The organism is Streptomyces sp. bgisy159 (assembly GCF_965341775.1).
Taxonomy (GTDB): Bacteria; Actinomycetota; Actinomycetes; order Streptomycetales; family Streptomycetaceae; genus Streptomyces.
The window spans coordinates 88,341-114,075 of the sequence record NZ_CBDQZH010000026.1 but is presented as its reverse complement, the minus strand read 5'-3'; the positions used below and the strand labels follow the sequence as shown (position 1 = coordinate 114,075).

Here is a 25,735-nt window from a genome sequence, read left to right as displayed (position 1 = left end):
TTTGTCCCCCCTTCCTTGGGGGAGGGGGCCCCCAGTGCTGTGTCGGGCGGGGCGTCAGCGCCAGCTGTGCGGCGCCCGGAAGCCCGGCTCGCGCTCCAGGCGGCGCCAGCCGGCCTTCGCACGGCCGCGGTGCGCCGGGGTCTCGGCGGGGCGGGCGGCGGCGCGGGCGAGCAGGAGAGCCGTGATGGCGGCGACCTCCTCGGGCTCGGCGTGGCCCTTCTCTACGCGGATGTCAGGCGTGTTCATGGCTGTCAGTCTCCGTGGAAGAGGTTTCCGCGGGGGTGCCGCGGAAAGTCCGCTGGGTTACTGCGGGGGGTTGCCGTGCTTGCGGGAGGGCAGGTCGGCGTGCTTGGTGTGCAGCATCGCCAGGGACTTGATCAGGACCTCGCGGGTCTCGGCGGGGTCGATGACGTCGTCCACCAGACCGCGCTCCGCCGCGTAGTACGGGTGCATCAGTTCGGCCTTGTACTCCTTGACCATGCGGGCCCGCATGGCCTCGGGGTCCTCGGCGTCGGCGATCTGACGGCGGAAGATGACGTTCGCGGCGCCCTCGGCGCCCATCACGGCGATCTCGTTGGTCGGCCAGGCGTAGGTGAGGTCGGCGCCGATGGACTGGCTGTCCATGACGATGTAGGCGCCGCCGTACGCCTTGCGGAGGATGAGGGAGATGCGCGGCACGGTCGCGTTGCAGTAGGCGTACAGCAGCTTGGCGCCGTGCCGGATGATTCCACCGTGCTCCTGGTCCACGCCGGGCAGGAAGCCGGGTACGTCCAGAAGGGTGAGGATCGGGATGTTGAAGGCGTCGCACATCTGCACGAAGCGCGCGGCCTTCTCGCTGGCCTCGATGTCGAGGACGCCCGCGAGGCTCTGCGGCTGGTTGGCGACGATGCCGACCACCTGGCCGTCGAGCCGGCCGAAGGCGCAGATGATGTTGCGCGCCCAGCGCTCGTGGACCTCCAGGTACTCGCCGTCGTCGACGATCTCCTCGATGACCTTGGCCATGTCGTACGGCCGGTTGCCGTCGGCCGGGACCAGGTCGAGCAGGACGTCGGAGCGGCGGTCGGCGGGGTCGGAGCACTCGACGCGCGGCGGGTTCTCGCGGTTGTTCTGCGGGAGCAGCGAGAGGAGGTAGCGCACCTCGGCGATGCAGGTCTCCTCGTCGTCGTACGCGAAGTGGCAGACGCCGGAGGTCTCCGCGTGGACGTCGGCGCCGCCGAGCCCGTTCTGGGTGATCTCCTCACCGGTGACGGCCTTGACGACGTCCGGGCCGGTGATGAACATCTGCGAGGTCTCGCGGACCATGAAGACGAAGTCGGTCAGGGCGGGGCTGTAGGCCGCGCCGCCCGCGCACGGGCCCAGCATGACGCTGATCTGCGGGATGACGCCGGACGCCTTGGTGTTGCGCTGGAAGATGCCGCCGTAGCCGGCGAGCGCGGAGACGCCCTCCTGGATACGGGCCCCGGCACCGTCGTTGAGCGACACCAGGGGCGCGCCGGCCGCGATGGCCATGTCCATGATTTTGTGGATCTTGGTGGCGTGGGCCTCGCCCAGCGCGCCGCCGAAGATGCGGAAGTCATGGGCGTAGACGAAGACCGTGCGCCCCTCCACCGTGCCCCAGCCGGTGATCACACCGTCGGTGTAGGGCTTCTTCGCCTCCAGGCCGAAGCCGGTGGCGCGGTGCCGGCGCAGCTGCTCGACCTCCTGGAAGGAACCCGGGTCCAGCAGCAGCTCGATCCGTTCGCGGGCGGTCAGCTTGCCCTTGGCGTGCTGCGCCGCGGTCGCCTTCTCGCTGGGGCCGGCCAGTGCCTGCGCACGGATCTCGTGCAGCTCGGCGACCCGCCCGCGCGCGTCCGTCGGCTCCCCGGTCGGCTCGCCCGTCGTCTCTTCCAAAACGGTCATGTAGCGACCTTACGAAGACCACCAAGGAAAGCGAGCCGTCGACTCCGTACAGTCTCCGGCCCGTTTTCCTGGTACCCCTGAACAGAACCCGAGGGGCATGCAGGCTTTCCGACTGCTCAGAGGGCGTGTGCGTTGTGGGAGTCGCACAAAGTGGGGGTGGGGTGCGACGGCGCGGCACGGTTCACCCGCTGAGCCTAACCGCTCCGGCCGGCCCACCGGACACAGATGTTGAACATTGAACGGAATAGGTCTAGGGTCGAAACCGTTGAAGTCGTTGAACATTCAACGGGCCGGGTCTCCCGTCCCCACAAAGGAGCACATCATGGGCATCTTCGGCCGCAAGAGCGACGACACCACCGCACGGACCGCCACCCTGACCGCCGCCACCCCCGTCGGCGCCGCCGACCTCGCCGCCCTGACCGGCGACTACACCATCGACCCCGCCCACTCCACGATCGGCTTCGTCGCCCGCCACGCGATGGTGACCAACGTCAAGGGCAGGTTCAGCGAGTTCACCGGCTCGCTGCGGCTGGACGGCACCGACCCGGCCCGCTCCGCGGCCTCGCTCGACGTGACCATGGACAGCATCGACACCGGGTCCGCCGACCGTGACGGGCACCTGAAGAGCGCGGACTTCTTCCGGACCGAGGAGTTCCCGACGATGACGTTCCGCTCGACCCGGGCGGAGGCCCTCGGCGGCGACGACTACCGGATCACCGGCGACCTGACCATCCTCGGCGTCACCAAGCCGCTCACCATCGACCTGGAGTTCAACGGCTCCGCCAAGGACCCCTTCGGCAACGAGCGCGTCGGCTTCGAGGGCAAGGCGGAGATCCTTCGCTCCGAGTGGGGCCTGACCTGGAACGCCGCGCTGGAGACGGGCGGTGTACTGGTCTCTGACAAGATCAAGCTGAACTTCGACATCTCGGCCGTCCGGAACGCCGGCTGAGCCGCACCCCCGGTACCGGGCCTCCGCCCGAGCCGCGTCGGCGTCACCCCGAGCGCGCCCGCCTTCCCCTCCCCCGCGGAAGGCGGGCGCTCGGCGCGTCCGGGGTCCGTGCGCCCGGTACCGCCCGCGCGAGCACCGCCTCCAGCTTGCCCGGCGCCCGGACGACCGGGCCTCGCGGGCGGCGGGGTGCGGGTGCGGGGCCCGGAACAGGCCGAGCGTGACCCGGTAGCGGCCGGCGCGGCCGAACGCCTCGAAGGCCGCCCGGGCACGCGGCCGACGGGCCAACGCGGCGGCGAGGTCGTCGGGGACGGCCGCGTGGCGCTGCTCGTACGCCGCCGCCCAGGGCCCGTCCGCCCGCGCCGCCGCCACCTCGGCGGGCCCGGAGAGACGTGCCGGGTGCGGGGTAGGGCCGGCGCCAGGGCCAGGGTGCCTGGGCGGGGGCACCGGCGACCGGCGGCCTGAGGTGCCGGGGGCCCGGTGCCGCAGGAGCGGGGCGCCGACGACCGCGGCCTGGGGTGCCGGGCCCGGTGTCGGCTCCCCGGGCCTCCGCTCGGTTCCGTGCGGGTCAGAAGCCCCCGCCGAAGTCGCCTCCCCCGCCGCCGAAGCCGCCGTCGAAGCCGCTGCCGTCGAAGCCGCCGCCGAAGTCACCGGGGTCGAAGTCCGCGCCGGAGACGTCGCCGCCCGCGTAGCCGGCGGCGCCGAAGTCGCCGTAGCCGGTGCCGTAGTCGGCCGCGTAGGACGGGGTGGCCATCATGCCGCCGAGCATGGTCCCGACCAGCAGGCCGGGCAGGAGGCCGCCGCCGAAGTAACCGCCGGCCCACGGGCCGTAGGCGGGGCCGGCCTCCCAGTAGGGGCGGCGGCCGTCGTCGCTGTCGACCTCGCGGATCACCGGGTCGCGGCCGTCGGCCAGCCGGGTCCGGTCGGCGGCGCAGACCGGGACCTCGCGGGGCGCCCCGCGGGGCGGGGACCAGGTGGCGTCGGCGACCGAGGGGCCGTGCCGGGGGTCGAAGAAGCAGGGCGGCCGGCGTTCGGGCAGCGGACGCCCGTCACGGCGGGAGGCCAGCTGGGCCAGGCTGAAGCGGCCGTCCTCCAGGGCCTCGGTGACAGGCCGCACGTCCTCCGGCCGGGCCGCGGCGGCCATCGCCGACTTGGCCTGGTCGTAGGCGTCCAGCGCTCGTTCGTAGTCCGCGCGCATCGCGTCGTCGGCACCGGCCTCGGCGGGGTGGAAGTCGAGCCGGTCGAGTTCCTCACCGAAGGCGGTGATGTCCTCGTCGACGACGACCCGCAGCCTCTCCAGGGCGGCCCGCCGTTCCTCCTCGTGGCGGCGGCGGTTGCGCCGGATCAGGGCGTACGCCCCGGCGCCCCCCGCGACGAGGACCGCGCCTGTGGTGATCAGGGCGGTCGCGGAGACGCCGGTGCCGTCGCCGCCGGACCAGGAGGCCGGGGCGGATCCGCCCATGTTGGCAACGGCCCGGTCGGTGAACTCGGTCAGCTGGGTGGCGGCGTCGCTCTCGCCGCGGACGCTGTCGACGAGGTTGCGCACGGCCGTGTTCGACAGGACGGCGGAGTCGGCGCGGGCGTCGAAGCGGTCGCCGAGGCGGACGGCGTACAGGCCGGTGATGCCGGTGGCGGTGCGCAGGTCAGCGAAGAGCCGCTCGGTGGGCTGGTCGGCGGGCAGGACGGCGACGAAGAGCGGCTTGTCGGCGTTCTCGATGCGCCGGCTCAGCGCCTGGACCTCGGACGGGGACAGCTGGTCGGTGGCGGCCGGGTCGACGTAGACGGGATCCTCACGCAGGGCCGCGGCGATGGCGGAGACGCTGGTCTGCGCGGGCGCACCGGGCGCCGCGCGCGCTTGCGGGGCGATCGCCGGGAGCAGGGCCAGGGCGGCGAGCGCCAGCGCGAGCAGCAGTCCGGCGAGGGCGCGGACCGGTATCGCGACCTTCATACCTCGAAGCTACCTGAATACGCCCCAATACGGACATTCGGCGGCAAGTCAAGGAGCGAGTCCGCCGGGGCCGGCCGCCCGGCCGGCCCCGACCGACGTACGCGCCGACGCCGGACTACTCGGCCGGGGCCACCCCCGCGCGCAGCAGCCCGTACGTGTACGCGTCCTCCAGGGCCTGCCAGGAGGCCGCGATGACGTTCTCGGCGACGCCCACCGTGGACCACTCGCCGGTGCCGTCCGTCGTGGAGATCAGGACGCGGGTGGTGGACTGGGTGCCGTGCACGCCCTCCAGGATGCGGACCTTGTAGTCGACGAGGTCGAGCTTGGCCAGCTCGGGGTAGATCTTCTCCAGGCCGACGCGCAGGGCGCGGTCCAGGGCGTTGACCGGGCCGTTGCCCTCGGCGGTGGCGACGATGCGCTCGCCCTTGGCCCACAGCTTGACGGTGGCCTCGTTGGCGTGGGTGCCGTCGGGGCGGTCCTCGACGATGGCACGCCAGGACTCGACCGCGAAGTACCGCAGCGGCCGGCCCTGCACCTCGGAGCGCAGCAGCAGTTCGAAGCTGGCGTCGGCGGCCTCGTACGTGTAGCCCTCGAGTTCGCGCTCCTTGACCCGCTCGACGACGCGGCCCACCAGTTCGCGGTCGCCGCCGAGGTCGACGCCGAGTTCCTTGCCCTTGAGCTCGATCGAGGCGCGCCCGGCCATGTCGGAGACCAGCATCCGCATGGTGTTGCCGACCCGCTCGGGGTCGATGTGCTGGTACAGGTCCGGGTCGACCTTGATGGCGGAGGCGTGCAGGCCGGCCTTGTGCGCGAAGGCGGAGACGCCGACGTAGGGCTGGTGGGTGGAGGGGGTGAGGTTGACGACCTCGGCGATGGCGTGCGAGATCCGGGTCATCTCCCGCAGCCGGCCCTCGGGGAGGACCTGCTTGCCGTACTTCAGTTCCAGGGCTGCGACGACGGGGAAGAGGTTGGCGTTGCCGACGCGCTCGCCGTAGCCGTTGGCGGTGCACTGCACGTGGGTGGCGCCGGCGTCGACGGCGGCGAGGGTGTTGGCGACCGCGCATCCGGTGTCGTCCTGGGCGTGGATGCCGAGGCGGGCGCCGGTGTCGGCGAGGACGGTGGAGACCACCGCCTGGATCTGCGCCGGGAGCATGCCGCCGTTGGTGTCGCAGAGCACCACGACGTCCGCTCCCGCCTCGGACGCGGCGCGGACGACCGCCTTGGCGTACTCGGGGTTGGCGCGGTAGCCGTCGAAGAAGTGCTCGCAGTCGACGAAGACGCGGCGGCCCTGGGCGCGCAGGTGGGACACCGTGTCGCGGATCATCTCCAGGTTCTCGTCGAGGGTGGTGCGCAGGGCCAGTTCGACGTGCCGGTCGTGGGACTTGGCGACCAGGGTGATCACCGGGGCGCCGGAGTCCAGGAGCGCCTTGACCTGCGGGTCGTCGACGGCCTTCGCGCCGGCGCGGCGGGTGGCGCCGAACGCGACCAGCTGGGCGTGCCTGAAGTCGATCTCCTGCTGTGCGCGGGCGAAGAACTCGGTGTCGCGGGGGTTCGCGCCGGGCCATCCCCCCTCGATGAAGCCGACGCCGAAGTCGTCCAGGTGCCGTGCGATCGCGAGCTTGTCGGCGACGGTGAGGTTGATGCCCTCGCGCTGCGCGCCGTCGCGCAGGGTGGTGTCGAAGACGTGGAAGGAATCGTCGAGCTCGCTGCTTGCCGTCTCGGTCATGGTCTCAAGGCTCCTGAAACTGAGATCTCGGTCTACCGGAATGACCGGCTCCACCGTCCCCCCATGGTCCCTCGCGCTCTCGCTCCCGGCTGTGGGTGGGCCAGAAAAAGCGAAAAACCCCTCGCGGGTGCGAGAGGTCTGCGCGCGGGTCGAGGACGACGGTGTCCGCCCGTACGTGGTCGTACCTGGCGGTCACTGCGGACCGGCGCGCCTGCTGCCAATAATCATGGCGAACGAGAGCACGGGGGCAGTCTGGCACAAAGTGTCCCCGCGCTCACCGTCCGTCTCAGGATGCGGTCAGGCGTCCCGCGCCAGCAGGGAGCCGGCGATGAACTCCCCGACGTGGCCGAGAACCTGCTCGCGGTCGGTGCCGCGCAGGCCGATCGCCACGTGGATGGAGAACCCGTCCAGCAGCGCGCGCAGCCGGGCGGCGAAGCGGTCGGCGTCGACCGGGCGGAACTCGCCGCGCGAGACGCCCTCGGCGAGCAGCGCGGCCAGGTCACGGTGCCAGGCGCCCTCGATGGCGGCCTGGCGGTCGCGGGCGTCGCCGTCCGCGTTCAGCGAGCGGTTCCACACCTCCAGCCAGAGCGTCCAGTGCGGGTCGCGGTGGCCGTCGGGGACGTACAGGTCGACGTAGGCGTCGAGCCGTTCGCGGGCGGACAGGTCCCGGGTGAGCAGGCGCCCGCGCTCGGCGCCCAGCCGACCCTCGCTCCACTCCAGGGTCTGCAGCAGCAGTTCGTCCTTGGAGCGGAAGTAGTAGAGGAGGTGTCCGCTGCTCATGCCGACCTCGCGGCCGAGGGCGGCCATGGTGAGCTTCTCCAGACCGCGCTCGGCGATCATCGCCATGGCGGCGGCGAGGATCTGCTCGCGCGCGGGGGCCGGGGTGCGGCGGGGCGTGCTCATAGGGCGGCGCCGGGCGAAGCGGGAACGTTCACCCGTATGTTCTACCTGACCGGCGCCTTGGGCTGCTGCTGGGTGATGCAGTGGATGCCGCCGCCGCCCGCGAAGACGGTGCGGGCGTCGACCAGGCTGACCGTGCGGTCGGGGAACAGCCGGCGGAAGATTCCGGCCGCGATCTCGTCGCGCGGGTCGTCGAAGGCGCAGAGCACCACACCGCCGTTGCAGAGGTAGTGGTTGATGTAGGAGTAGTCGGCCCAGTGCCCGTCGGCCTCCAGGACGGTCGGCGCCGGGACCTCAACGACCTCCAGGCGGCGGCCGCGGGCGTCGGTCTGTGCGCGCAGCAGGCCGACCATCTCCTTGGTCACCTCGTGGTCCGGGTGCGCCGGGTCGGGCTGGACGTGGGCGACGACCACGCCGGGACGGGCGAAGGCGGCGACGATGTCGACGTGGCCGAGGGTGCCGAAGCCGTACGGGGGGTAGTCGCCGGTGAGGCCGCGCGGCAGCCAGATCGCCTTGCGGGTGCCGAGCATGGCGTGGATCTCGGTCTCGACCTGTTCCCGCGTCCAGTGCGGGTTGCGCTCGGGGCCGAGCTGCACGGTCTCGGTGAGCAGAACGGTGCCCTCCCCGTCGACGTGGATCGCACCCCCCTCGTTGACGAGGTCCGAGGCGTACGTCGTCGTGCAGCCCGCGAGGTCGGCGACATGGGCGGCGATTTTCGCGTCGTGCTCCCAGCGGGCCCACTCCTGGGCGCCCCAGCCGTTGAACGTCCAGTCCACGGCGGCGAGTTCGCCGCGGGCGCCGGTGAGGAAGGTGGGGCCGATGTCGCGCATCCAGGCGTCGTCGAGGTCGCGTTCGACCGTCTCGACGCCCTCGCCGAGGAGGGCGCGCGCGTCGGCGGACTGGCCCGGTCCGCACACCACCGTGACCGGTTCGAAGCGGCGGACCGCGCGAGCCACCGCCGCCCAGGCGGTGCGCGCGGCCGCCAGCGCCCCGGGGTCGTCGAAGGTGGGGTTGGGGCCCGGCCAGGCCATCCAGGTGCGTTCGTGCGGCGTCCACTCCGCGGGCATGCGGAAGCCGTCGGCGGCGGGGGTCGTCATACGGGTGTCCTTCACGGGAAAGGGGTGCCCTTCAGAGGAAGTAGAGGCGGTTGAGGGAGACCGAGTCTGCGGGCGCGGAGCGCAGCGGTTCGCCGTCGAGCGTCACCAGCCCGGTACTCCGGTCGACGTCGACCACTCCGGTACGGGAGTTCAGGCGCAGGTCGGCCGGGCCGATGCCGCGGGTGCCGCGCACGGCGACCCGGCGGCGGCGGGTCGGCATCGCGTCGTGGCCCCGGTCGACGGCGGCCTGCGCGACGAAGGCCACGGAGAGGTCGGCCGGGGTGGCGCCGTACGCCCCGAACTGGGGTCCGAGGACGAGGGGTTCGCAGGTGTCGGTGGCCGCGTTCGGGTCGCCCACCACGCCGTACGCCGGGAAGCCGGCCTTGAGGACGAGCTGCGGCTTGGCACCGAAGTACTCGGGGCGCCAGAGCACGATGTCGGCGAGTTTGCCGGCCTCCAGGGAGCCGACCTCGTGGGCGAGGCCGTGGGCGATGGCCGGGTTGATGGTCAGCTTGGCCATGTAGCGCAGGACGCGGTCGTTGTCGTGGCCGCAGTCGGGGGCGCCGAGTTCGGCCTTCATCTTGCCGGCCATGGCGAAGGTGCGGCGGACGGTCTCGCCGGCCCGGCCCATGCCCTGCGCGTCGGACGACGTGATGCCGATGGCGCCCAGGTCGTGCAGCACGTCCTCGGCGCCCATGGTGCCGGCGCGGATGCGGTCGCGGGCCATGGCCGCGTCGCCGGGCAGGTCGGTCTTGAGGTCGTGGACGGAGACGATCATGCCGTAGTGCTCTGCGACGGCGTCCCGGCCGAAGGGCAGGGTCGGGTTGGTTGAGGAGCCGATGACGTTCGGCACGCCGGCCATCTTCAGGACGTTGGGGACGTGTCCGCCGCCGCAGCCCTCGATGTGGAAGGCGTGGATGGTGCGGCCCTCCAGGACGCGCAGGGTGTCCTCCACGGACAGGCACTCGTTGAGGCCGTCGCTGTGCAGGGCGACCTGGACGTCGTGCTCCTCGGCGACCCGAAGGGCGGTGTCCAGGGCGCGGGTGTGGGCGCCCATGTCCTCGTGGACCTTGAAGCCCGAGGCGCCACCCTCGGCCAGGGCCTCGACGAGGGGCGCCGCGTGGGAGGACGAACCCCGGGCGAGGAAGCCGATGTTGACCGGCCAGGCGTCGAAGGCGCCGAACGCGTGCCGCAGCGCCCAGGGTGAGTTGACGCCGACGCCCCACACCGGCCCGAACTCCTGCCCGATGACCGTGGTGACACCGGAGGCCAGCGAGGCCTCCATGATCCGCGGGGAGAGCAGGTGGACGTGGGTGTCCACGGCGCCGGCGGTGGCGATGAGTCCCTCGCCGGAGACGATGGAGGTGCCGGTGCCGACGACGACGTCCACCCCGTCGAGGGTGTCGGGGTTGCCGGCCCGGCCGACGGCGTGGATGCGGCCCTCGCGGATGCCGATGGACACCTTGCGGATGCCCAGCACGGCGTCGACGACCACGACGTTGCTGATGACCACGTCGCAGGTGTCGCGGACGGCTGCGGCCTTGAGGTGCAGTCCGTCGCGGGCCGTCTTGCCGAACCCGGCGAGGAACTCGTCGCCGGGTCGCTGGGCGTCCGACTCGACGCGGATCGTCAGCCCCGAGTCCCCGAGCCGGACCCGGTCCCCGGCGCGCGGGCCGTGCGTGGCGGCGTACTCGTACGGCGTGAGGCGCCGCGCCGGTGCCGGATGTCCTCCTGGACGGCTCATCGCTCGGCCTCCTCGCCGGGTGTCACGGAAACGCTCGGGCAGCCACGGGCGGCGGCACGGCGCGGGGCGTCGGGCACGGTCGGCGGGGCGTCGGGCACTGTCGGCGGGCCGCCGGCGAAGCCGGCCCGCGCACCCCGGACCCCGCCCCGCCCGGTTCGCGCCGAGCGCCGGGTGCCGGTCGGGCGACCTCCTCGGCGGCTCATCGCCCGGCCTCCTCGCCCACGATCGCGGGAACGCCGAGGTAACCGCAGGCCGCCGCACGGCGCAGGGCCTCTTCGCGGGCGCCGGGGGCGTCCAGCGGGCCGTCGACGAGACCCGCGAAGCCGATGGCGATCCGGTCGCCGCCGATCGGCACCAGCCCGACCTCGCCGCTGTCGCCCGGTCCGAAGCGGACCGATGAACCGGCGGGGACGGCGAGGCGCATGCCGTAGGCGGCGGTGCGGTCGAAGTCCAGGCGCGGATTGGCCTCGAAGAAGTGGAAGTGGGAGGTGACGGAGACCGGCACGGTCGCGGTGTTGGTGACGGTGAGCCGTACGGCGGCCGCCGGTTCGGTGTATCCGGGGCCGGGCAGCAGCGCGCCGGGGGCGTCCCCGCCGAGGCCCCCGCCGATCGGGGCGGTCACCACGGCCAGCCGTGAGCCGTCGTCGAAGACGGCCTCGACATGGACCTCGGTGACCACGTCGGCGACGCCCGGCAGGACGTCGTCCGGGCCGAGCACCGCGCGGGCCCGCTCGACGGCCTCGGCGAGGCGGGCGCCGTCGCGGGCGGCCTCGCAGACCGTGTCCGCGATCAGGGCCGTGGCCTCGGGGACGTTCAGCCGCAGCCCCCTGGCGCGGCGGGCGCGGGCCAGCTCCGCGGCTCCGAAGAGCAGCAGGCGGTCACGCTCGGTGGGGGTCAGTCTCATGCTCCGGGCACCTCCTTGCCTGGGCCACCTTAGAACATGAATCTAAACCAAGGAAGCCATAGATTGAGGCGCTTCACCTGTTGACCACCGTCCCATGATGACTCACATTGAACGTCGCTCTAACATGCCGACGGCGGCCGACCGAAGGAGACCTGCCATGCCGATGGAACAGCGCGGAGTCGACACCATCCCCGAGGAGGAACGCACCAGCGGACCCCGTGACCTGGTGTCGATCCTGCTCGGCTCCAACCTCTGCCTGGGCGTGATCGTCTTCGGCTGGCTGCCCCCGTCCTTCGGCCTCGACTGGTGGTCGTCGGTCACCTCGGTCGTCGTCGGCACACTGGCCGGCACCGCTCTGACCGCCCCGCTGGCGCTGATCTCGCTGCGCACCGCGACCAACCTGTCGACCTCCTCCGGCGCCCAGTTCGGCGTCCGCGGCCGGCTGGTCGGCTCGGTGGTCGGCCTGCTGCTGGCCCTCGGCTACACCGCGCTGACGGTGTGGATCGGCGGTGATGTGATGGTCGGTGTCCTCGGCCGGCTGTTCGGCCTGCCCGCGGACGGGGTGTCGTACGGCGTGATCTACGCGCTGCTCGCGGCGGCCACCGTCGCGGGCGCGGTCTACGGCTACCGGGTGCTGCTGGCGATGTCCCGGGTGCTGGCGGTGGGGATGACCGCGCTGCTGGTCCTCGGTGTGATCGCGTACGCCCCCGGCTTCACCACCGCCGCGCTGCCGGACGCCGGCGGCTATCTGCTGGGCGGTTACTGGCCGACCTGGCTGCTCGCCATGGTCGCGGCCGGACTGTCCGGGCCGATCGCCTTCATCACGCTGCTCGGCGACTACACGCGCTACATCTCCCCGGCCCGACACTCCTCCCGTACGGTGCTGCACGCCACCTGGCTCGGGCTGGTCCTCGGCCTGCTGGTGCCCCAGCTCTTCGGCACGTTCACGGCCTACGCGGCGCGCGCCGCCCTGGACTACGCGGGGCCGCTCGTGGACGCGTCCCCCGCCTGGTACCTGCTCCCGCTGCTGCTGGCCGCCTCGGCCGGTTCGGTCGGCAACGCCGGGCTGATGCTGTACTCGATGGGGCTGGACCTGGACGCGATCCTGCCGCGCGCCTCCCGGGCGCGGGCCACGTACACGGTGGCCGTGGTGGCGACGGCCTGCGTCTTCGCCGGCCACTACGCCTCCAGCGCGCAGGACGCCATGACGTCGTTCGTGCTGCTGCTGACCGCTGTCGGCACCCCGTGGGCCGTCATCACGCTGATCGGTTTCGCCCGCTGCCGCGGCGTGTACGACCCGGATGCCCTGCAGGTCTTCAACCGCCGCGCCCGGGGCGGGATCTACTGGTTCCACGCCGGCTGGAACATCCCCGCGACGGTGTCCTGGGCGCTCGGCGCGGCGGTCGGCCTGCTCGCCGTGTCGCTGCCGCGGTACGAGGGTCCGCTGCTGGCGCTGACGGGCGGGGTGGACTGCAGCTTCCTGCTGTCCGGGCTGGTCGGCGGCGCGGTGTACCTGGCGCTGACGCGCGGCCGGGAAAGCGGCGGGACCGCCCCGGAGGCACACTCCGGGGCGGTCCTGGCGGGCAGCGAGCTCTAGGGCCCGGCCGGCGTCAGGCCAGCTTGTGCATCCAGCCGTGCTTGTCCTCGGCGGTGCCGCGCTGGATGTCCAGCAGAGCCCGGCGCAGGCGCAGGGTGACCTCGCCGGGCTCTCCGCCGCTCTGCTGCCACTGGGCGCCGGTGCGCTTGACCGTGCCGACCGGGGTGATCACGGCGGCGGTGCCGCAGGCGAAGACCTCGGTCAGGGTGCCGTCCTCCGAGTCGCGCTGCCACTGGTCGACGGAGACGCGGCCCTCCTCGGCCTCGTAGCCGAGGTCGCGGGCGACGGTGAGGAGGGAGTCGCGGGTGACGCCCTCCAGGATGGAACCGGTGAGGGACGGGGTGACGATCTTGTCGCCGTACACGAAGTACAGGTTCATCCCGCCGAGTTCCTCGACCCACTTGCGCTCGACCGCGTCGAGATAGCAGACCTGGGCGCAGCCCTCGGCGGCGGCCTCGGCCTGGGCGAGCAGGGACGCGGCGTAGTTGCCGCCGGTCTTGGCGTCGCCCATGCCACCGGGGACGGCGCGGACGTGGTCCTCGGAGACCCAGATGGAGACCGGCTTGACGCCACCGGGGAAGTAGGCGCCGGCCGGTGAGGCGATCACCAGAAAGAGGTACTCCCCCGCGGGCTTGACGCCCAGCCCGACCTCGGTGGCGATCATGAAGGGTCGCAGGTAGAGGGACTCCTCACCGCCGTGCGCCGGGACCCAGCCCTCGTCCTGGCGGACCAGGGCGTCGCAGGCCTCGATGAAGGTCTCGACCGGCAGCTCGGGCATACCGAGGCGGCGGGCGGACGCCTGGAAGCGCAGGGCGTTCTTCTCCGGGCGGAAGGTGGCCACGGAGCCGTCGGGCCGGCGGTAGGCCTTGAGGCCCTCGAAGATCTCCTGGGCGTAGTGCAGGACCATGGTGGCCGGGTCGAGGGAGAGCGGCGCGTACGGGACGAGCTGCCCGTCGTGCCAGCCGCGGCCCTCGGTCCACTTGATCGTCACCATGTGGTCGGTGAAGTGGCGTCCGAAGCCGGGGTTGGCCAGGACCGCTTCGCGCTCCGCGGCGGAGAGCGGGTGGGCGGAGGGCTTGAGCTCGATCGTGGGCGTCGTCATCAGTGGTTGTCCTTCACCGGTTGGTTGTGACGGGCCGCGGCTCATACCCGGCGCCGACCGTTTCCGGCCAGTGCTAGGACGTCCGAGCTTTCCCTCATTCCGCGGCTCCGCGTTCGATTATCGCGCGGGGGTGGCGCCGGAAGGAATCGGGGTGAGAGCGGCCCAGGGCTCGATGGTGGCACCCGGCGCCGCATACGGAAAGCCGCCGGGTGCGGAATGCGACCCGGCGGCTTCGTGTGGTGACGTGGCGCGGCGGGTCAGCCGGCTACGCGTACGGCGAGCGCGTCGCCGGTCTCGGAGGTGGAGCGGGCGGGCTTGCCGGCACGCTCGCCGAGGTCGACGGCGACGGCCTCCTCGACGCGGGTCGCCTCGGCGTCGTAGCCGAGGTGGCGCAGCAGGAGGGCGACCGACAGGACGGTGGCGGTGGGGTCCGCCTTGCCCTGGCCGGCGATGTCCGGGGCCGAGCCGTGGACCGGCTCGAACATGGACGGGAACTCGCCACCGGGGTTGATGTTCCCGGAGGCCGCGACGCCGATGCCGCCGGAGACGGCCGCGGCGAGGTCGGTGACGATGTCGCCGAACAGGTTGTCGGTGACGATCACGTCGAACCGTTCGGGCTGGGTGACCAGGTAGATGGTCGCCGCGTCGACGTGCATGTACTCGGTGGTGACCTCGGGGAACTCCTCGGCCACCTTGTTGAAGATGTTCGTCCACAGGTGACCGGCGAAGGTCAGCACGTTGTTCTTGTGGATCAGCGCGAGCTTCTTGCGGGGGCGGGCCTGCGCGCGGGCGAAGGCGTCCCGGACCACCCGCTCGACACCGAAGGCGGTGTTGACGGAGACCTCGGTGGCGACCTCGTGCGGGGTGCCCTTGCGGATGGTGCCGCCGTTGCCGGTGTAGGGGCCCTCGGTGCCCTCGCGGACGACGACGAAGTCGATCTCCGGCTGGCCGGCGAGCGGCGTGGCGACGCCCGGGAGCAGCTTGCTCGGGCGCAGGTTGACGTGGTGGTCGAAGGCGAAGCGGAGCTTGAGCAGGAAGCCGCGCTCCAGGACACCGGAGGGGACGCTGGGGTCGCCGATGGCGCCGAGCAGGATGGCGTCGTGCTGCTTGAGCGCTTCGAGGTCGGCGTCGGTGAGGGTCTCACCGGTGGCGTGGTACCGGCGGGCGCCGAAGTCGTACTCCTTGGTCTCCAGCTTCACATCCTGCGGAAGGACGGCGGAGAGGACCTTGAGACCTTCGGCCACGACCTCCTGGCCGATGCCGTCACCGGGGATCACTGCGAGATCGATGCTGCGAGACATGCCCGGCACCCTACTCCTCGTCCCAGGGGATGACACGGCACCGTCCGCCATACGGACAGCGCCGTGTCGCCCGCCCGGGGTGCGGCTCCCGGCCGAGGGGTTCAGTGGCCGGTCTGGCCGCCGTTGTCACGGCGGTCGAGGGCGCGCTGGAGGGCGGCGGCGGCCTGCTTGCGGTCGGACTCACTCGCACGGGAGAGGTGGCGGACTCGGCGGCGGACGGTCGTCTCGGCCATGGGGAATCGACTCCTTCTGGAAAATCCGGGAGCACGGAAGGGGAGACGCCGGATGGGACGGAGGCCGTCACCGCAGGGGTTTCCTGCACGGGTCACGGCTCTCGACGTCCTTCGCTTGGTCGAGCGAGACGTTCGGCTCCTACAAAACTAAGGGAGCGGGGCCCGCCTGTCTCCACAATTACTCGGACTTCCTACTATCTGAGACGGCGGACCGGGTCACACCTCGCCGACCTGGGCTTTCATGCTGGAGGGCCGCCACCACGGCCGCCCGGAAGGCGTCCGGCTCCTCCGCCCACGGCAGGTGACCGGCGTCCGGGAACACCACCCGGCGCACGCGGGGCAGCGCCCGCTCCAGGGAGTCGACGGCCGAGCGGGGCCGGATGTCCCGCGCACCGTCGACGATCAGCACCGGCACGTCGAGCCGCCGACAGGCCGCGTACAGCCCGGGAGTGCCCCAGGTGTTACGGGTCTCGGCGTTCAGGGCCTTGTTGCACGCGAAGTTGATCCCGAACCAGGGGTCCGCCATCCGCTCGGCGAGCTCCAGCGCCCGCTCCCGGTCCGCGAAGTCGGCCGACCACCGCAGGATCGCCTGTTCCGGGTCCCCGTTCGGCAGATCCCGCCACCGTGCGGCCCGCTCGGGCACCTCGGTGAGCCTGGCCAGGAAGTTCTCCTGATACCGGCCGTGCCACGAGGACACCGGGTCGATGCCCGTTCCGGCCACGTAGACCAGCGTGCTCACCCGCTCCGGGTGCGCGAGCGCGTAGTCCAGGGCCAGCTGGGCGCCCCAGGAGTGGCCGAGCAGTGCCATGCGCTCCAGGCCGAAGTGGCGTCGTACCGCGTCGAGGTCGGCGGCGAAGCGCTCGGCCGTCCAGGGCCCGTCGCACCGCTCGGAGCGGCCGCAGCCGCGCTGGTCCCAGCGGATCACGGTGGCGGCGTCGCCGAGCATCCCGGCCACGTCCCCGAACATGTCCCACAGGCCGGGGCCTCCGTGGCACAGCACCAGCGGCTCGCCCCGCCCGCAGGCGGCGGCCCACAGGCGCACCCCGTCGTCGGTCAGAACGGTCATGCGCCCATTGTCACGGCACACCGACGGGCCGGGTCCCCTGTGGGAGACCCGGCCCGTCGGCGCCTGCCGGGCCGTCAGCCCATGTGCGGGTAGGTGTAGTCGGTCGGCGGGACCAGCGTCTCCTTGATGGCGCGGGTCAGGGTCCAGCGCATCAGGTTCTGCGGGGCACCGGCCTTGTCGTTGGTGCCGGAGGCACGGCCGCCGCCGAAGGGCTGCTGGCCGACGACGGCGCCGGTCGACTTGTCGTTGATGTAGAAGTTGCCGGCCGCGTAGCGCAGCTTGTCCATCGTGTGGGCCGCCGCCGCGCGGTCGCCCGCGACGACCGAGCCGGTGAGCGCGTAGGCGGAGACCGACTCCATCTGCTCCAGCATCTCGTCGTACTTGTCGTCGTCGTAGACGTACACGGCGAGGAACGGGCCGAAGTACTCGGTGGTGAACACCTCGTTCTCCGGGTCGGTGCACTCCACGACGGTGGGGCGGACGAAGTAGCCGACCGAGTCGTCGTAGGTGCCGCCCGCGACGATCGTGCAGGTGGGGTCCTCCTTGGCGCGGTCGATGGCGGCCTTGTTCTTGGCGAAGGCGCGCTCGTCGATGACGGCGCCGATGAAGTTGGACAGGTCGGTGACGTCGCCCATGGTGAGGTAGTCGACCTCGGCCGCGAACTCCTCCTTGAACCCGGAGTTCCAGATCGACGCGGGGATGTACGCGCGGGAGGTCGCCGAGCACTTCTGGCCCTGGTACTCGAAGGCGCCGCGGGTCAGGGCGGTCTTCAGCACCGCGCGGTCGGCGCTCGGGTGGGCGACCAGGAAGTCCTTGCCGCCGGTCTCGCCGACCAGGCGCGGGTAGGTGCGGTAGTTCTCGATGTTGTTGCCGACCGTCTTCCACAGGTACTGGAAGGTCTTGGTCGAGCCGGTGAAGTGGATGCCCGCGAGGTCCTTGTGGACCAGGGCGACCTTGGAGACCTCGATGCCGTCGCCGGTGACGAGGTTGATGACGCCCTTGGGCAGGCCGGCCTCCTCCAGCAGCTGCATCAGCAGCACGGCGGCGTGGGTCTGCGTCGGGGACGGCTTCCACACGACGACGTTGCCCATGAGGGCCGGGGCGGTCGGCAGGTTGCCGGCGATCGCCGTGAAGTTGAACGGCGTGATCGCGTAGACGAAGCCCTCCAGCGGGCGGTGGTCCAGGCGGTTCCAGACGCCGGGGGCGTTGGCCGGGGGCTGCTCGGCGAGGAGCCGGCGGGCGTAGGCGACGTTGAAGCGCCAGAAGTCGACCAGCTCGCAGGGGGTGTCGATCTCGGCCTGCTGGGCGGTCTTGGACTGGCCGAGCATGGTGGAGGCGGCCAGGGTCTCGCGCCAGGGGCCGGCCAGCAGCTCGGCGGCGCGCAGGATGATCGCCGCGCGGTCGTCGAAGGACATCGCACGCCAGGCCGGCGCGGCGGCCAGGGCCGCGTCGACGGCGTCCTGGGCGTCCGCCCGGGTGGCGTTGCGGTACGTGCCGAGCACGGCCTTGTGGTTGTGCGGCTGGACGACCTGGAAGGTCTCGCCGCCGCCCATCCGCCGCTCGCCGCCGATGGTGCACGGCAGGTCGATCGGGTTCTCGGCCAGCTCCTTGAGCTTGGCCTCCAGGCGCTGGCGCTCGGGCGAGCCGGGGGCGTAGCCGTGCACCGGCTCGTTGACGGGGGTGGGGACCTGGGTCACAGCGTCCATGGGATCCGTAACTCCTTGGGGGTGAGCGGGTGTGCGGGGTCAGCCCTTGGTGATCATGCTGCGGACGAAGAAGCGCAGGTTGGCCGGTTTCTCCGCAAGGCGGCGCATGAAGTAGCCGTACCAGTCGGTGCCGTAGGCCGTGTAGACGCGCATGCGGTGGCCCTCGGCGGCCAGCCGCAGGTGCTCGTCGCTCCGGATGCCGTACAGCATCTGGAACTCGTACTCGTCGAGCTTGCGGCCGGCCTTGCGGGCGAGTTCCTGGGCGATGGAGATCAGGCGGGGGTCGTGGGACCCGATCATCGGGTAGCCCTCGCCCTCCATCAGGGTGCGCAGGATCCGTACGTACGCCTTGTCGATCTCGTGCTTCTGCTGGTAGGCGACCTCGGCGGGCTCCTTGTAGGCGCCCTTCACCAAGCGTACGCGGCTGCCGTTCGCGGCGAGGCGGCGCGCGTCGGCCTCGGTGCGGAACAGGTAGGCCTGGATGACGCAGCCGGTCTGCGGGAAGTCCTTCCGCAGCTCGTCGTGGATGGCGAACATCGAGTCGAGGGTGGTGTGGTCCTCGGCGTCCAGGGTGACCGTCGTGCCGATCGCGGCGGCGGCCTCGACGACCGGGCGGACGTTGGCGAGGGCCAGCTCGTGGCCGCCGTCCAGCGCCTGGCCGAACATGGACAGCTTGACGGACATCTCGACGCGTTCGCCGAGGTCGAGATCGCGCAGGCGCTCGACGAGCAGCAGGTAGGCGTCCCGGGCGAGGGCGGCCTGCCCGGGGGTGGTGATGTCCTCGCCCACGACGTCCATGGTCAGCTCCAGGCCCTTGCCCGTGAGCTCCCGCACGATCGGGACGATGTCGTCGACGGTCTCGCCGGGGATGAAGCGGTCGACGACCTGCTTGGTCACCGGGGCCGCCGAGACCAGGCGTCGCATCCGGTCGCTGCGCGACGCGGCGAGAATCACGGGACCCAGCACGGGGCACCTCCACAGAACCTGCCATTGATGGCCATCACCCCATGATTGGGGCACGGCACGGAGAACCACCGTGAAACCTAAGGATCCCTCCGATCGTCTGCCATCGACAGCTGTCACGCATCCGTGCCGCAGATCTCAGACATATGTATGAAGGCCGCCGCGGAATGCGGGAGAATGACCCGGTGACGTCGGATTGCAAGGGTGACTACCAGGAGCTGGTGGACGAGCTGTCCGAGCTGCTGGGCGCCCCCGCGACCCTTGAGAACCGCGACTTCGAGCTGATCGCCTTCGGGGCGTACGACAGCGAGGTGGACCTCGATCCGTCCGCGCTGGACCCGGTCCGCACCCGTTCGATCCTCACCCGGCGCTCCACGGCGGCGGTGCGCTCCTGGTTCGAGGGGTTCGGGATCACCCGGGCGACGGGGCCGGTGCGGATCCCGCCGACCCCGGAGGCCGGTGTCTACCGCGGCCGGATCTGCCTGCCCACCCGGCACCGGGGTGTGGTCCTCGGCTACGTGTGGCTGCTGGAGAGCGAGCCCGGCCCGTCGGACGGGCAACTGGCCGCGGCGATGGAGGTGACCGCGCGGATCGGCGCGCTGCTCGCCGACGAGGTGCAGCACGGGGCGGACCTGACCCGGGAGCTGCGGGCGGTGCTGACCGCCGAGCAGGGCTGGCAGCGGGACATGGCGGTGGCGGAGCTGCGCAGCGCGCTCGGGCAGCGCGCGGACGGCCCGCACACGGTGGTGTGCGTGGCGCCGTGGCCGTCGGCCGACCCGGCCGACGCGCCCTCGGTGCGCACGCTGCCGGGGGCGACGGCGCTGTGCACGGTGCCGTGGGGAACCACGGATCAGTGCCTGGCGGTGCTGGTGCGGCTGCGGTCGGGGGACGTGGTTGCCCCGGCGGTGTCGGCGGCCGGCCGGCTGGTGGAGCGGGCGGGCGCGGGCGGCGCGGCGGCGGGCGTGGCGGCGGCCCGTACGGGACTGCTGGAGCTGGGCGCGGCCTGGCACGAGGCGTCGGGGGCGGCCCGCGCGGCCCGCGCGGAACCCCGGCTGGGCCCCGTCGCCGAGTGGTCCCGGATCGGCCCGTACCGGCTGCTGACCTCGCTCGGCTCGGTCCGCGACCCGGTCACGGGCCCGCTGCTGGGCCCCGCCCACCGCGAGCTGGCCCGCACCGCCGAGGTGTACCTGGACTGCGCGGGCCAGGCCGGCCGCGCGGCGGCCGAGCTGGGCATCCACCGCCAGACGCTGTACTACCGCCTCTCCCGGGTCGAACAGCTCACCGGCCTGGACCTGGACGACGGGGAGGACCGGCTGCTGCTGCACATGGCGTTGAAGGGGGCGCGGCTGTAGGAGGTGGGACACGGGCCGGGCGGATCATGTCCGGTCGACGCCCTCGGCCGCGGGCCGGGCGGTTCAGCTCCCTTTTCCGTGGGTGTCGCACGCCTTCGGACGCGGGCCGGGCGGATCAGCTCCGGTTCACGCCCTCGGTGACCCGGCGCAGGCCCTCGGTGAGCTGTTCCGCGGTGGGCGCGGTCCTCGGGTCGAAGGTCCACTGGGCGATGAGGCCCGTCATCAGGGTGTTGTAGAGCTGCCCGACGGAGTCCACGTCCTCTTCGGCGACGTCCTCCTCCCGGCCGCCCATGAACAGCGGGATGATCCCTCGGGCGGCTTCGCGCTGCGCCCGCGCCAAGTGGTCACGCACCTCGGGCAGTTGGTCGCCCATGGCGATGATCTCGACACTGAGGTGCCAGATGGAGTCGGGCTCCCGCATGGTGCGGATGATGTTCGACCAGACCTCGTGGAACCGGTCGAGCGAGCCCGGCTCGGTACCCGTGCCGGCGTCGAGGGTGCCGGGCAGTTCCCAGTCTTCGGACACCTCGCCGACCAGGGCGACGTAGGCCTCGGCCAGGAGCTTGCCCTTCGAGCCGTAGTGGTAGCCGATCGAGGCCAGATTGGTCCCCGACTCCTTGACGATGTCGCGCGCGGTCGTCCGCGCGAACCCCTTGGCCCGCAAGCAGCGCTTGGCACCTTCGAGCAGATCCTCACGGTGTCCCATGCGCCCCACCCTACCCGTCCGCCCATACAGGCGTCTCATACAAGCGATCCATACACTCGTCCTAGACGAGCGTTTAATACGTGCGTATATTTCTCGGCATGACAACCGACCCGACGCGCGCCGGCCGCCGTGAATGGACCGCCCTCGGCGTGCTGATGCTCCCGCTGCTCCTGGTCTCGATGGACGTCTCCGTCCTCTACTTCGCCATCCCGGCGATCAGCGCCGACCTGGAGCCCAGCGGCACGCAGCAACTGTGGATCTTCGACGTCTACGGGTTCGTGCTCGCCGGCCTGCTGATGACGATGGGCTCGCTCGGCGACCGCGTCGGCCACCGCCGGCTGCTGCTGCTCGGCGCCGCCGCGTTCGGCACCGCCTCACTGGTGGCGGCGTACGCGAACAGCGCCGGGACGCTGATCGCGGCCCGCGCCGCCCTCGGCATCGGCGGCGCCACGCTGATGCCGTCGACGATGGCCATGGTGCGCACGATGTTCACCGACCCCGCCCAGCGGACGAAGGCCATCGGGCTGTGGTCCGGCGTGATGACGGCCGGGATCGCACTCGGCTCGGTCCTGAGCGGGGTGCTCGTCGAGTACTTCTGGTGGGGTTCGGTCTTCCTCGTCAACCTGCCCGCGATGGCGCTGCTGCTGCTCCTCGGCCCGGTCCTGCTGCCGGAGTCCCGCAGTGCTGACCCCGGCCGCTTCGACTGGCCGAGCGTCCCGCTGTCCATGGCGGCGGTACTGCCCGTGATCTACGGGCTCAAGGAGATCGCGGCCGACGGCCGGCATGCCGGCCCCGTCGTCTCGATCGCCGTCGGCCTGCTGTTCACGCTGCTCTTCGTGCACCGGCAGCGCACCACGGTCTCGCCCATGATCGACCCTGCGCTGTTCCGCGGCCGCGGCTTCGCCCCCGCCGTCACCCTGAACCTCGTGGCCGCGTTCGCGGTGATGGGCTCGGCGTACTTCACCACCCAGTACCTGCAGTCCGTGCTCGGCAAGAACGCCCTGGAGGCCGCCCTGTGGTCGCTGTTGCCGTCGGTGCCGATCGGCATGGCGGCCCCGGTGGCGGCCGCCCTGGTGAAGAAGGGCGTGCACCGCGCCCACGTCGTGGCCGGCGGCTTCGCGGTCGCGGCGGGCGGCTACGGACTGCTCGCCCTGGCCGGGACGGACGCGTTGTGGCTGGTGCTGACCGGGTGCGGGGTCCTGGCCTGCGGCATGGTGGTGGTGATGTCCCAGATCACCGACCTCGCGCTGAGCGGCGCTCCCGTCGAGCGGGCCGGTTCCGCCTCCTCCCTGCTGGAGACCGGCGCCGAGTTCGGCGGTGCCCTCGGCATGGCGGTCCTCGGGTCCATCGGCACCGCGCTGTACCGCGACGAGATCCCGGCCGCGGCACCGCGCGCCGCCCACGAGACGCTCGGCGGCGCGCTCGCGGTCGCCGACCGCTTCCCGGGCCTGGCGGCCACCGCCCGCGGGGCCTTCACCCACGGGATGCACGGCGCGGCGCTCACCGGCGCGGTCCTGCTGGCGGGGGCGGCGGCGGTGGCCGCGGTCCTGCTGCGCCAGGTCGAGGCACCCGCGCCGGCCCCGGAGCCCCAGCCGGCGCGGGAGCGGGCCGGCACCTGAGCGCCGGTACGACGACGCCGGGCGGGCTGGGTGCTCCAGCCCGCCCGGCGTCGCGCCGTGTGTGCGTCAGACCAGGTTCACCGCGCGGGCCGACGTGGCGCCGATCTCCGCCGCCAGCTCGGTCAGCACGCCGGCGGGCACCGTGTCGTCGACGGTGAGCACGGCCAGCGCCTCGCCGCCGACCGCGGCACGGGCGACCTGCATGCCGGCGATGTTGATGCCGGCCTCCCCGAGGATCCGGCCCACGGTGCCGACGACACCCGGACGGTCCTCGTAGCGCAGCACCACCATGTGGTCGGCGAGCGCCAGGTCGACGTCGTACTCGCCGACCGCGACGATCTTCTGGAGGTGCTTCGGGCCGGCCAGGGTGCCGGAGACCGCGACCTCCTCGCCGGTGCCGAGCGTGCCGCGCACCGTGACGACGTTGCGGTGGTCGCTCGACTCGGAGCTGGTGGTCAGCCGCACCTCGACACCGCGCTCCTGCGCGAACAGCGGGGCGTTGACGTACGACACCGTCTCGTCGACGACGTCCTCGAAGACGCCCTTGAGCGCGGACAGCTCCAGCACCTTCACGTCGTGCTGGGTGATCTCGCCGTACACCTCGACGTCGAGGCGGACGGCCACCTCGCCGGCGAGCGCGGTGAAGATCCGGCCCAGGCGCTCGGCGAGCGGCAGGCCCGGCTTGACGTCCTCGGCGATGACGCCGCCCTGGACGTTCACCGCGTCCGGTACCAGCTCACCGGCGAGGGCGAGACGGACGGAGCGGGCGACGGCGATACCGGCCTTCTCCTGGGCCTCGTCGGTGGAGGCGCCGAGGTGCGGGGTGGCCACGACCTGGTCGAACTCGAACAGCGGGGAGTCCGTGCAGGGCTCCTTCGCGTACACGTCGAGGCCGGCACCGGCGACCCGGCCCTCCTTCAGCGCCGAGTACAGCGCCTCCTCGTCCACGATGCCGCCGCGCGCGGCGTTGACGATGCGCACGCTCGGCTTGACCTTGCGCAGCGCCTCGTCGCCGATCAGACCGACCGTCTCGGGGGTCTTGGGCAGGTGGACGGTGATGAAGTCGGAGACCTCCAGCAACTCGTCCAGGGACAGCACCTTCACGCCCATCTGGGCGGCCCGGGCCGGCTGCACGTAAGGGTCGTAGGCGACGACCTTCATGCCGAAGGCGGACATGCGCTGGGCGACCAGCGCGCCGATCCGGCCGAGGCCGACGACGCCGAGGGTCTTCTCGGCCAGCTCCACGCCCGTGTACTTGCTGCGCTTCCACTCGCCGTTCTTCAGCGCGGCGTTGGCCTGCGGGATGTTGCGGGCGGTGGCCAGGAGCAGACCGCAGGCCAGTTCGGCGGCGGTCACGATGTTGGAGGTCGGGGCGTTGACGACCATCACGCCGGCCTTGGTGGCGGCGGAGACGTCGACGTTGTCCAGGCCGACGCCGGCGCGCGCGACGACCTTCAGCTTGTTCGCGGCGGCGACGGCCTCGGCGTCGACCTTGGTGGCCGAGCGGATCAGGATCGCGTCGACGTCGGCGATGGCGGGGAGCAGTTCGGCTCGGTCCGCTCCGTTGCAGTGCCGGATCTCGAAGTCCGGGCCAAGCGCGTCCACGGTCGCGGGCGACAGCTCTTCAGCGATGAGTACGACAGGTTTCGAGCTCACGTGGTCCTCACATGTGCGATGCGGACGGCCGTCCCGACGGCCGCAGGCGGTGGAGGGAGGGGCTACCGCGGAAGACGCACGACGCTGTGGGCCTGACGCGTGTTGTTCAGCAGTCTAGTGGCGCAAGAGAGGTCGCATTGCGCCTCCACGGAAGGATCACCCATCCGTGGGTGGACGGGGTGGACAACGCCATGTCACCGACGTTACCCGAGGTTCGCCGAGGGGGCCGGAACGCGCTCGCTCCGGCCCCCTCGGGGTGAGGCCTACGCCTCCTCGTCGACCCAGCTCATCAGCTTGCGCAGCTGCTTGCCGGTGGTCTCCAGCAGGTGCTCGGAGTCCTGCGACTTGTACTCGTTGTACTTCTTCAGGCCGCCGTGGTACTCGTCCATCCACTGCTGGGCGAACGTGCCGTCCTGGATCTCCGCCAGGACCTTCTTCATCTCGGCCTTGGTGGCGTCGGTGATGATCCGCGGGCCGGTGACGTAGTCGCCCCACTCGGCGGTCTCGGAGATCGACCAGCGCATCTTCTCCAGACCGCCCTCGTACATGAGGTCGACGATCAGCTTCAGCTCGTGCAGGCACTCGAAGTACGCGATCTCCGGCTGGTAGCCCGCCTCGGTCAGCGTCTCGAAGCCGGCCTTGACCAGCGCGGCGGTGCCGCCGCACAGCACGGCCTGCTCACCGAACAGGTCGGTCTCGGTCTCCTCGGTGAAGGTCGTCTTGATGACGCCCGCGCGGGTGCCGCCGATGCCCTTGGCGTACGACAGGGCCAGCGCGAAGGCGTTGCCGCTCGCGTCCTGCTCGACGGCCGCGATGCACGGAACGCCGCGGCCCTCCTCGTACTGACGGCGCACCAGGTGGCCTGGGCCCTTCGGGGCGACCATGCAGACGTCGACGCCGGCCGGGGGCTTGATGAAGCCGAAGCGGATGTTGAAGCCGTGGCCGAAGAACAGCGCGTCGCCGTCCTTCAGGTTCGGGGCGATGGACTCCTCGTAGACCTGGGCCTGGATCGGGTCCGGCACCAGGATCATGATGACGTCGGCCTCGGCGGCGGCCTGAGACGGGGTCACCACGCGCAGGCCCTGCTCCTCGGCCTTCGCCTTGGACTTCGAGCCCTCGTGCAGACCGACCCGCACGTCGACACCGGAGTCGCGCAGCGACAGCGCGTGGGCGTGGCCCTGGCTGCCGTAGCCGATGACCGCGACCTTGCGGCCCTGGATGATGGACAGGTCGGCGTCAGCGTCGTAGAACAGCTCGGCCACTTTGGGTC

21 protein-coding genes and 1 pseudogene are annotated in these 25,735 nt (G+C 72.0%); 4 read left to right on the top strand and 18 right to left on the bottom strand.

Going from position 1 to position 25,735, the window contains the following annotated elements:
• Nucleotides 1–54 precede the first annotated feature (54 nt).
• Complete coding sequence (locus ACSLTV_RS23820; protein WP_432157226.1) at nt 55–246, bottom strand: acyl-CoA carboxylase epsilon subunit; 192 nt, start codon at nt 244–246, stop codon at nt 55–57.
• 57 nt (nt 247–303) lie between these two features.
• Nucleotides 304–1,899: an acyl-CoA carboxylase subunit beta gene (locus ACSLTV_RS23815; RefSeq protein ID WP_432137824.1), complete on the bottom strand. Its 1,596-nt coding sequence runs from the start codon at nt 1,897–1,899 to the stop codon at nt 304–306.
• Nucleotides 1,900–2,221: 322 nt separating this feature from the next.
• Between ACSLTV_RS23815 and ACSLTV_RS23810 the strand changes: the two genes are divergently transcribed.
• Nucleotides 2,222–2,848, top strand: coding sequence for a YceI family protein (locus ACSLTV_RS23810; RefSeq protein WP_432157228.1), 627 nt, complete (start codon nt 2,222–2,224; stop codon nt 2,846–2,848).
• Between the two features lie 210 nt (nt 2,849–3,058).
• Here the strand turns inward: ACSLTV_RS23810 and ACSLTV_RS23805 are convergent.
• From ACSLTV_RS23805 to ureA, 7 genes and pseudogenes are all read right to left on the bottom strand, one after another.
• Nucleotides 3,059–3,217: pseudogene (locus ACSLTV_RS23805) on the bottom strand (YdeI/OmpD-associated family protein); the annotation flags it as partial.
• A gap of 196 nt (nt 3,218–3,413) precedes the next feature.
• Nucleotides 3,414–4,793 (bottom strand): hypothetical protein, encoded by a 1,380-nt coding sequence (locus ACSLTV_RS23800; RefSeq protein ID WP_432137826.1) that lies wholly within the window; start codon nt 4,791–4,793, stop codon nt 3,414–3,416.
• A 115-nt stretch (nt 4,794–4,908) separates the two neighbouring features.
• Nucleotides 4,909–6,519: a citramalate synthase gene (cimA, locus tag ACSLTV_RS23795; RefSeq protein ID WP_432137827.1), complete on the bottom strand. Its 1,611-nt coding sequence runs from the start codon at nt 6,517–6,519 to the stop codon at nt 4,909–4,911.
• 297 nt (nt 6,520–6,816) lie between these two features.
• Nucleotides 6,817–7,422 (bottom strand): TetR/AcrR family transcriptional regulator, encoded by a 606-nt coding sequence (locus ACSLTV_RS23790; protein ID WP_432137828.1) that lies wholly within the window; start codon nt 7,420–7,422, stop codon nt 6,817–6,819.
• Between the two features lie 41 nt (nt 7,423–7,463).
• The gene (locus ACSLTV_RS23785; protein WP_432137829.1) at nt 7,464–8,516 is read right to left on the bottom strand and encodes an agmatine deiminase family protein; all 1,053 of its coding nucleotides are present in this window, start codon (nt 8,514–8,516) and stop codon (nt 7,464–7,466) included.
• A 31-nt stretch (nt 8,517–8,547) separates the two neighbouring features.
• Entirely contained in the window at nt 8,548–10,260 is a 1,713-nt protein-coding gene (locus ACSLTV_RS23780; protein WP_432137830.1) for an urease subunit alpha, read from the bottom strand.
• 199 nt (nt 10,261–10,459) lie between these two features.
• Nucleotides 10,460–11,164, bottom strand: a complete 705-nt coding sequence (ureA, locus tag ACSLTV_RS23775; RefSeq protein WP_432137831.1) for an urease subunit gamma — start codon at nt 11,162–11,164, stop codon at nt 10,460–10,462.
• A gap of 157 nt (nt 11,165–11,321) precedes the next feature.
• Here ureA and ACSLTV_RS23770 point away from each other — a divergent pair, with 157 nt between their 5' ends.
• The gene (locus tag ACSLTV_RS23770; protein WP_432137832.1) at nt 11,322–12,761 is read left to right on the top strand and encodes a cytosine permease; all 1,440 of its coding nucleotides are present in this window, start codon (nt 11,322–11,324) and stop codon (nt 12,759–12,761) included.
• A 13-nt stretch (nt 12,762–12,774) separates the two neighbouring features.
• Here the strand turns inward: ACSLTV_RS23770 and ACSLTV_RS23765 are convergent, their stop codons facing one another.
• From ACSLTV_RS23765 to ACSLTV_RS23740, 6 genes are all read right to left on the bottom strand, one after another.
• Nucleotides 12,775–13,863 (bottom strand): branched-chain amino acid aminotransferase, encoded by a 1,089-nt coding sequence (locus ACSLTV_RS23765; RefSeq protein WP_435612835.1) that lies wholly within the window; start codon nt 13,861–13,863, stop codon nt 12,775–12,777.
• Nucleotides 13,864–14,120: 257 nt separating this feature from the next.
• Nucleotides 14,121–15,164 (bottom strand): 3-isopropylmalate dehydrogenase, encoded by a 1,044-nt coding sequence (locus ACSLTV_RS23760; protein WP_432137834.1) that lies wholly within the window; start codon nt 15,162–15,164, stop codon nt 14,121–14,123.
• Nucleotides 15,165–15,265: 101 nt separating this feature from the next.
• A complete protein-coding gene (locus ACSLTV_RS23755) occupies nt 15,266–15,397 on the bottom strand; it encodes a hypothetical protein (RefSeq protein ID WP_432137835.1) in 132 nt (43 codons plus the stop codon).
• A gap of 178 nt (nt 15,398–15,575) precedes the next feature.
• A complete protein-coding gene (locus tag ACSLTV_RS23750; protein WP_432137836.1) occupies nt 15,576–16,463 on the bottom strand; it encodes an alpha/beta fold hydrolase in 888 nt (295 codons plus the stop codon).
• Between the two features lie 74 nt (nt 16,464–16,537).
• Complete coding sequence (gene pruA, locus ACSLTV_RS23745) at nt 16,538–18,169, bottom strand: L-glutamate gamma-semialdehyde dehydrogenase (protein WP_432137837.1); 1,632 nt, start codon at nt 18,167–18,169, stop codon at nt 16,538–16,540.
• 39 nt (nt 18,170–18,208) lie between these two features.
• Nucleotides 18,209–19,135 (bottom strand): proline dehydrogenase family protein, encoded by a 927-nt coding sequence (locus ACSLTV_RS23740; protein ID WP_432137838.1) that lies wholly within the window; start codon nt 19,133–19,135, stop codon nt 18,209–18,211.
• Nucleotides 19,136–19,299: 164 nt separating this feature from the next.
• Between ACSLTV_RS23740 and ACSLTV_RS23735 the strand changes: the two genes are divergently transcribed.
• Nucleotides 19,300–20,484 carry a PucR family transcriptional regulator gene (locus ACSLTV_RS23735; protein ID WP_435612834.1) on the top strand — a complete coding sequence of 395 codons (1,185 nt, stop codon included), beginning with the start codon at nt 19,300–19,302 and terminating at the stop codon, nt 20,482–20,484.
• A 115-nt stretch (nt 20,485–20,599) separates the two neighbouring features.
• Here the strand turns inward: ACSLTV_RS23735 and ACSLTV_RS23730 are convergent, their stop codons facing one another.
• Complete coding sequence (locus ACSLTV_RS23730; RefSeq protein ID WP_432137840.1) at nt 20,600–21,190, bottom strand: TetR/AcrR family transcriptional regulator; 591 nt, start codon at nt 21,188–21,190, stop codon at nt 20,600–20,602.
• 98 nt (nt 21,191–21,288) lie between these two features.
• On the opposite strand from ACSLTV_RS23730, the gene ACSLTV_RS23725 reads away from it, so the two are divergent.
• On the top strand, nt 21,289–22,809 hold the full coding sequence (locus ACSLTV_RS23725; RefSeq protein ID WP_432157235.1) for an MFS transporter: 1,521 nt from the start codon (nt 21,289–21,291) through the stop codon (nt 22,807–22,809).
• Nucleotides 22,810–22,875: 66 nt separating this feature from the next.
• On the opposite strand, the gene serA is transcribed toward ACSLTV_RS23725, so the two are convergent.
• Nucleotides 22,876–24,465 carry a phosphoglycerate dehydrogenase gene (gene serA, locus ACSLTV_RS23720; protein WP_432137842.1) on the bottom strand — a complete coding sequence of 530 codons (1,590 nt, stop codon included), beginning with the start codon at nt 24,463–24,465 and terminating at the stop codon, nt 22,876–22,878.
• A 263-nt stretch (nt 24,466–24,728) separates the two neighbouring features.
• On the bottom strand, nt 24,729–25,727 hold the full coding sequence (gene ilvC / locus ACSLTV_RS23715) for a ketol-acid reductoisomerase (RefSeq protein WP_432137843.1): 999 nt from the start codon (nt 25,725–25,727) through the stop codon (nt 24,729–24,731).
• Nucleotides 25,728–25,735 lie beyond the last annotated feature (8 nt).

Coding starts and splice junctions, on each gene's coding strand:
- pruA (WP_432137837.1), bottom strand. CDS start 18,169: ATGGACGCTGTGACCCAGGTCCCCACCCCCGTCAACGAGCCGGTGCAC.
- ureA (WP_432137831.1), bottom strand. CDS start 11,164: ATGAGACTGACCCCCACCGAGCGTGACCGCCTGCTGCTCTTCGGAGCC.
- ACSLTV_RS23770 (WP_432137832.1), top strand. CDS start 11,322: ATGCCGATGGAACAGCGCGGAGTCGACACCATCCCCGAGGAGGAACGC.
- ACSLTV_RS23810 (WP_432157228.1), top strand. CDS start 2,222: ATGGGCATCTTCGGCCGCAAGAGCGACGACACCACCGCACGGACCGCC.
- ACSLTV_RS23800 (WP_432137826.1), bottom strand. CDS start 4,793: ATGAAGGTCGCGATACCGGTCCGCGCCCTCGCCGGACTGCTGCTCGCG.
- ACSLTV_RS23765 (WP_435612835.1), bottom strand. CDS start 13,863: ATGACGACGCCCACGATCGAGCTCAAGCCCTCCGCCCACCCGCTCTCC.
- cimA (WP_432137827.1), bottom strand. CDS start 6,519: ATGACCGAGACGGCAAGCAGCGAGCTCGACGATTCCTTCCACGTCTTC.
- ACSLTV_RS23750 (WP_432137836.1), bottom strand. CDS start 16,463: ATGACCGTTCTGACCGACGACGGGGTGCGCCTGTGGGCCGCCGCCTGC.
- ACSLTV_RS23735 (WP_435612834.1), top strand. CDS start 19,300: ATGCGGGAGAATGACCCGGTGACGTCGGATTGCAAGGGTGACTACCAG.
- ACSLTV_RS23730 (WP_432137840.1), bottom strand. CDS start 21,190: ATGGGACACCGTGAGGATCTGCTCGAAGGTGCCAAGCGCTGCTTGCGG.
- ACSLTV_RS23755 (WP_432137835.1), bottom strand. CDS start 15,397: ATGGCCGAGACGACCGTCCGCCGCCGAGTCCGCCACCTCTCCCGTGCG.
- ACSLTV_RS23785 (WP_432137829.1), bottom strand. CDS start 8,516: ATGACGACCCCCGCCGCCGACGGCTTCCGCATGCCCGCGGAGTGGACG.
- ACSLTV_RS23815 (WP_432137824.1), bottom strand. CDS start 1,899: ATGACCGTTTTGGAAGAGACGACGGGCGAGCCGACCGGGGAGCCGACG.
- ACSLTV_RS23780 (WP_432137830.1), bottom strand. CDS start 10,260: ATGAGCCGTCCAGGAGGACATCCGGCACCGGCGCGGCGCCTCACGCCG.
- ACSLTV_RS23760 (WP_432137834.1), bottom strand. CDS start 15,164: ATGTCTCGCAGCATCGATCTCGCAGTGATCCCCGGTGACGGCATCGGC.
- ACSLTV_RS23820 (WP_432157226.1), bottom strand. CDS start 246: ATGAACACGCCTGACATCCGCGTAGAGAAGGGCCACGCCGAGCCCGAG.
- ACSLTV_RS23725 (WP_432157235.1), top strand. CDS start 21,289: ATGACAACCGACCCGACGCGCGCCGGCCGCCGTGAATGGACCGCCCTC.
- ACSLTV_RS23790 (WP_432137828.1), bottom strand. CDS start 7,422: ATGAGCACGCCCCGCCGCACCCCGGCCCCCGCGCGCGAGCAGATCCTC.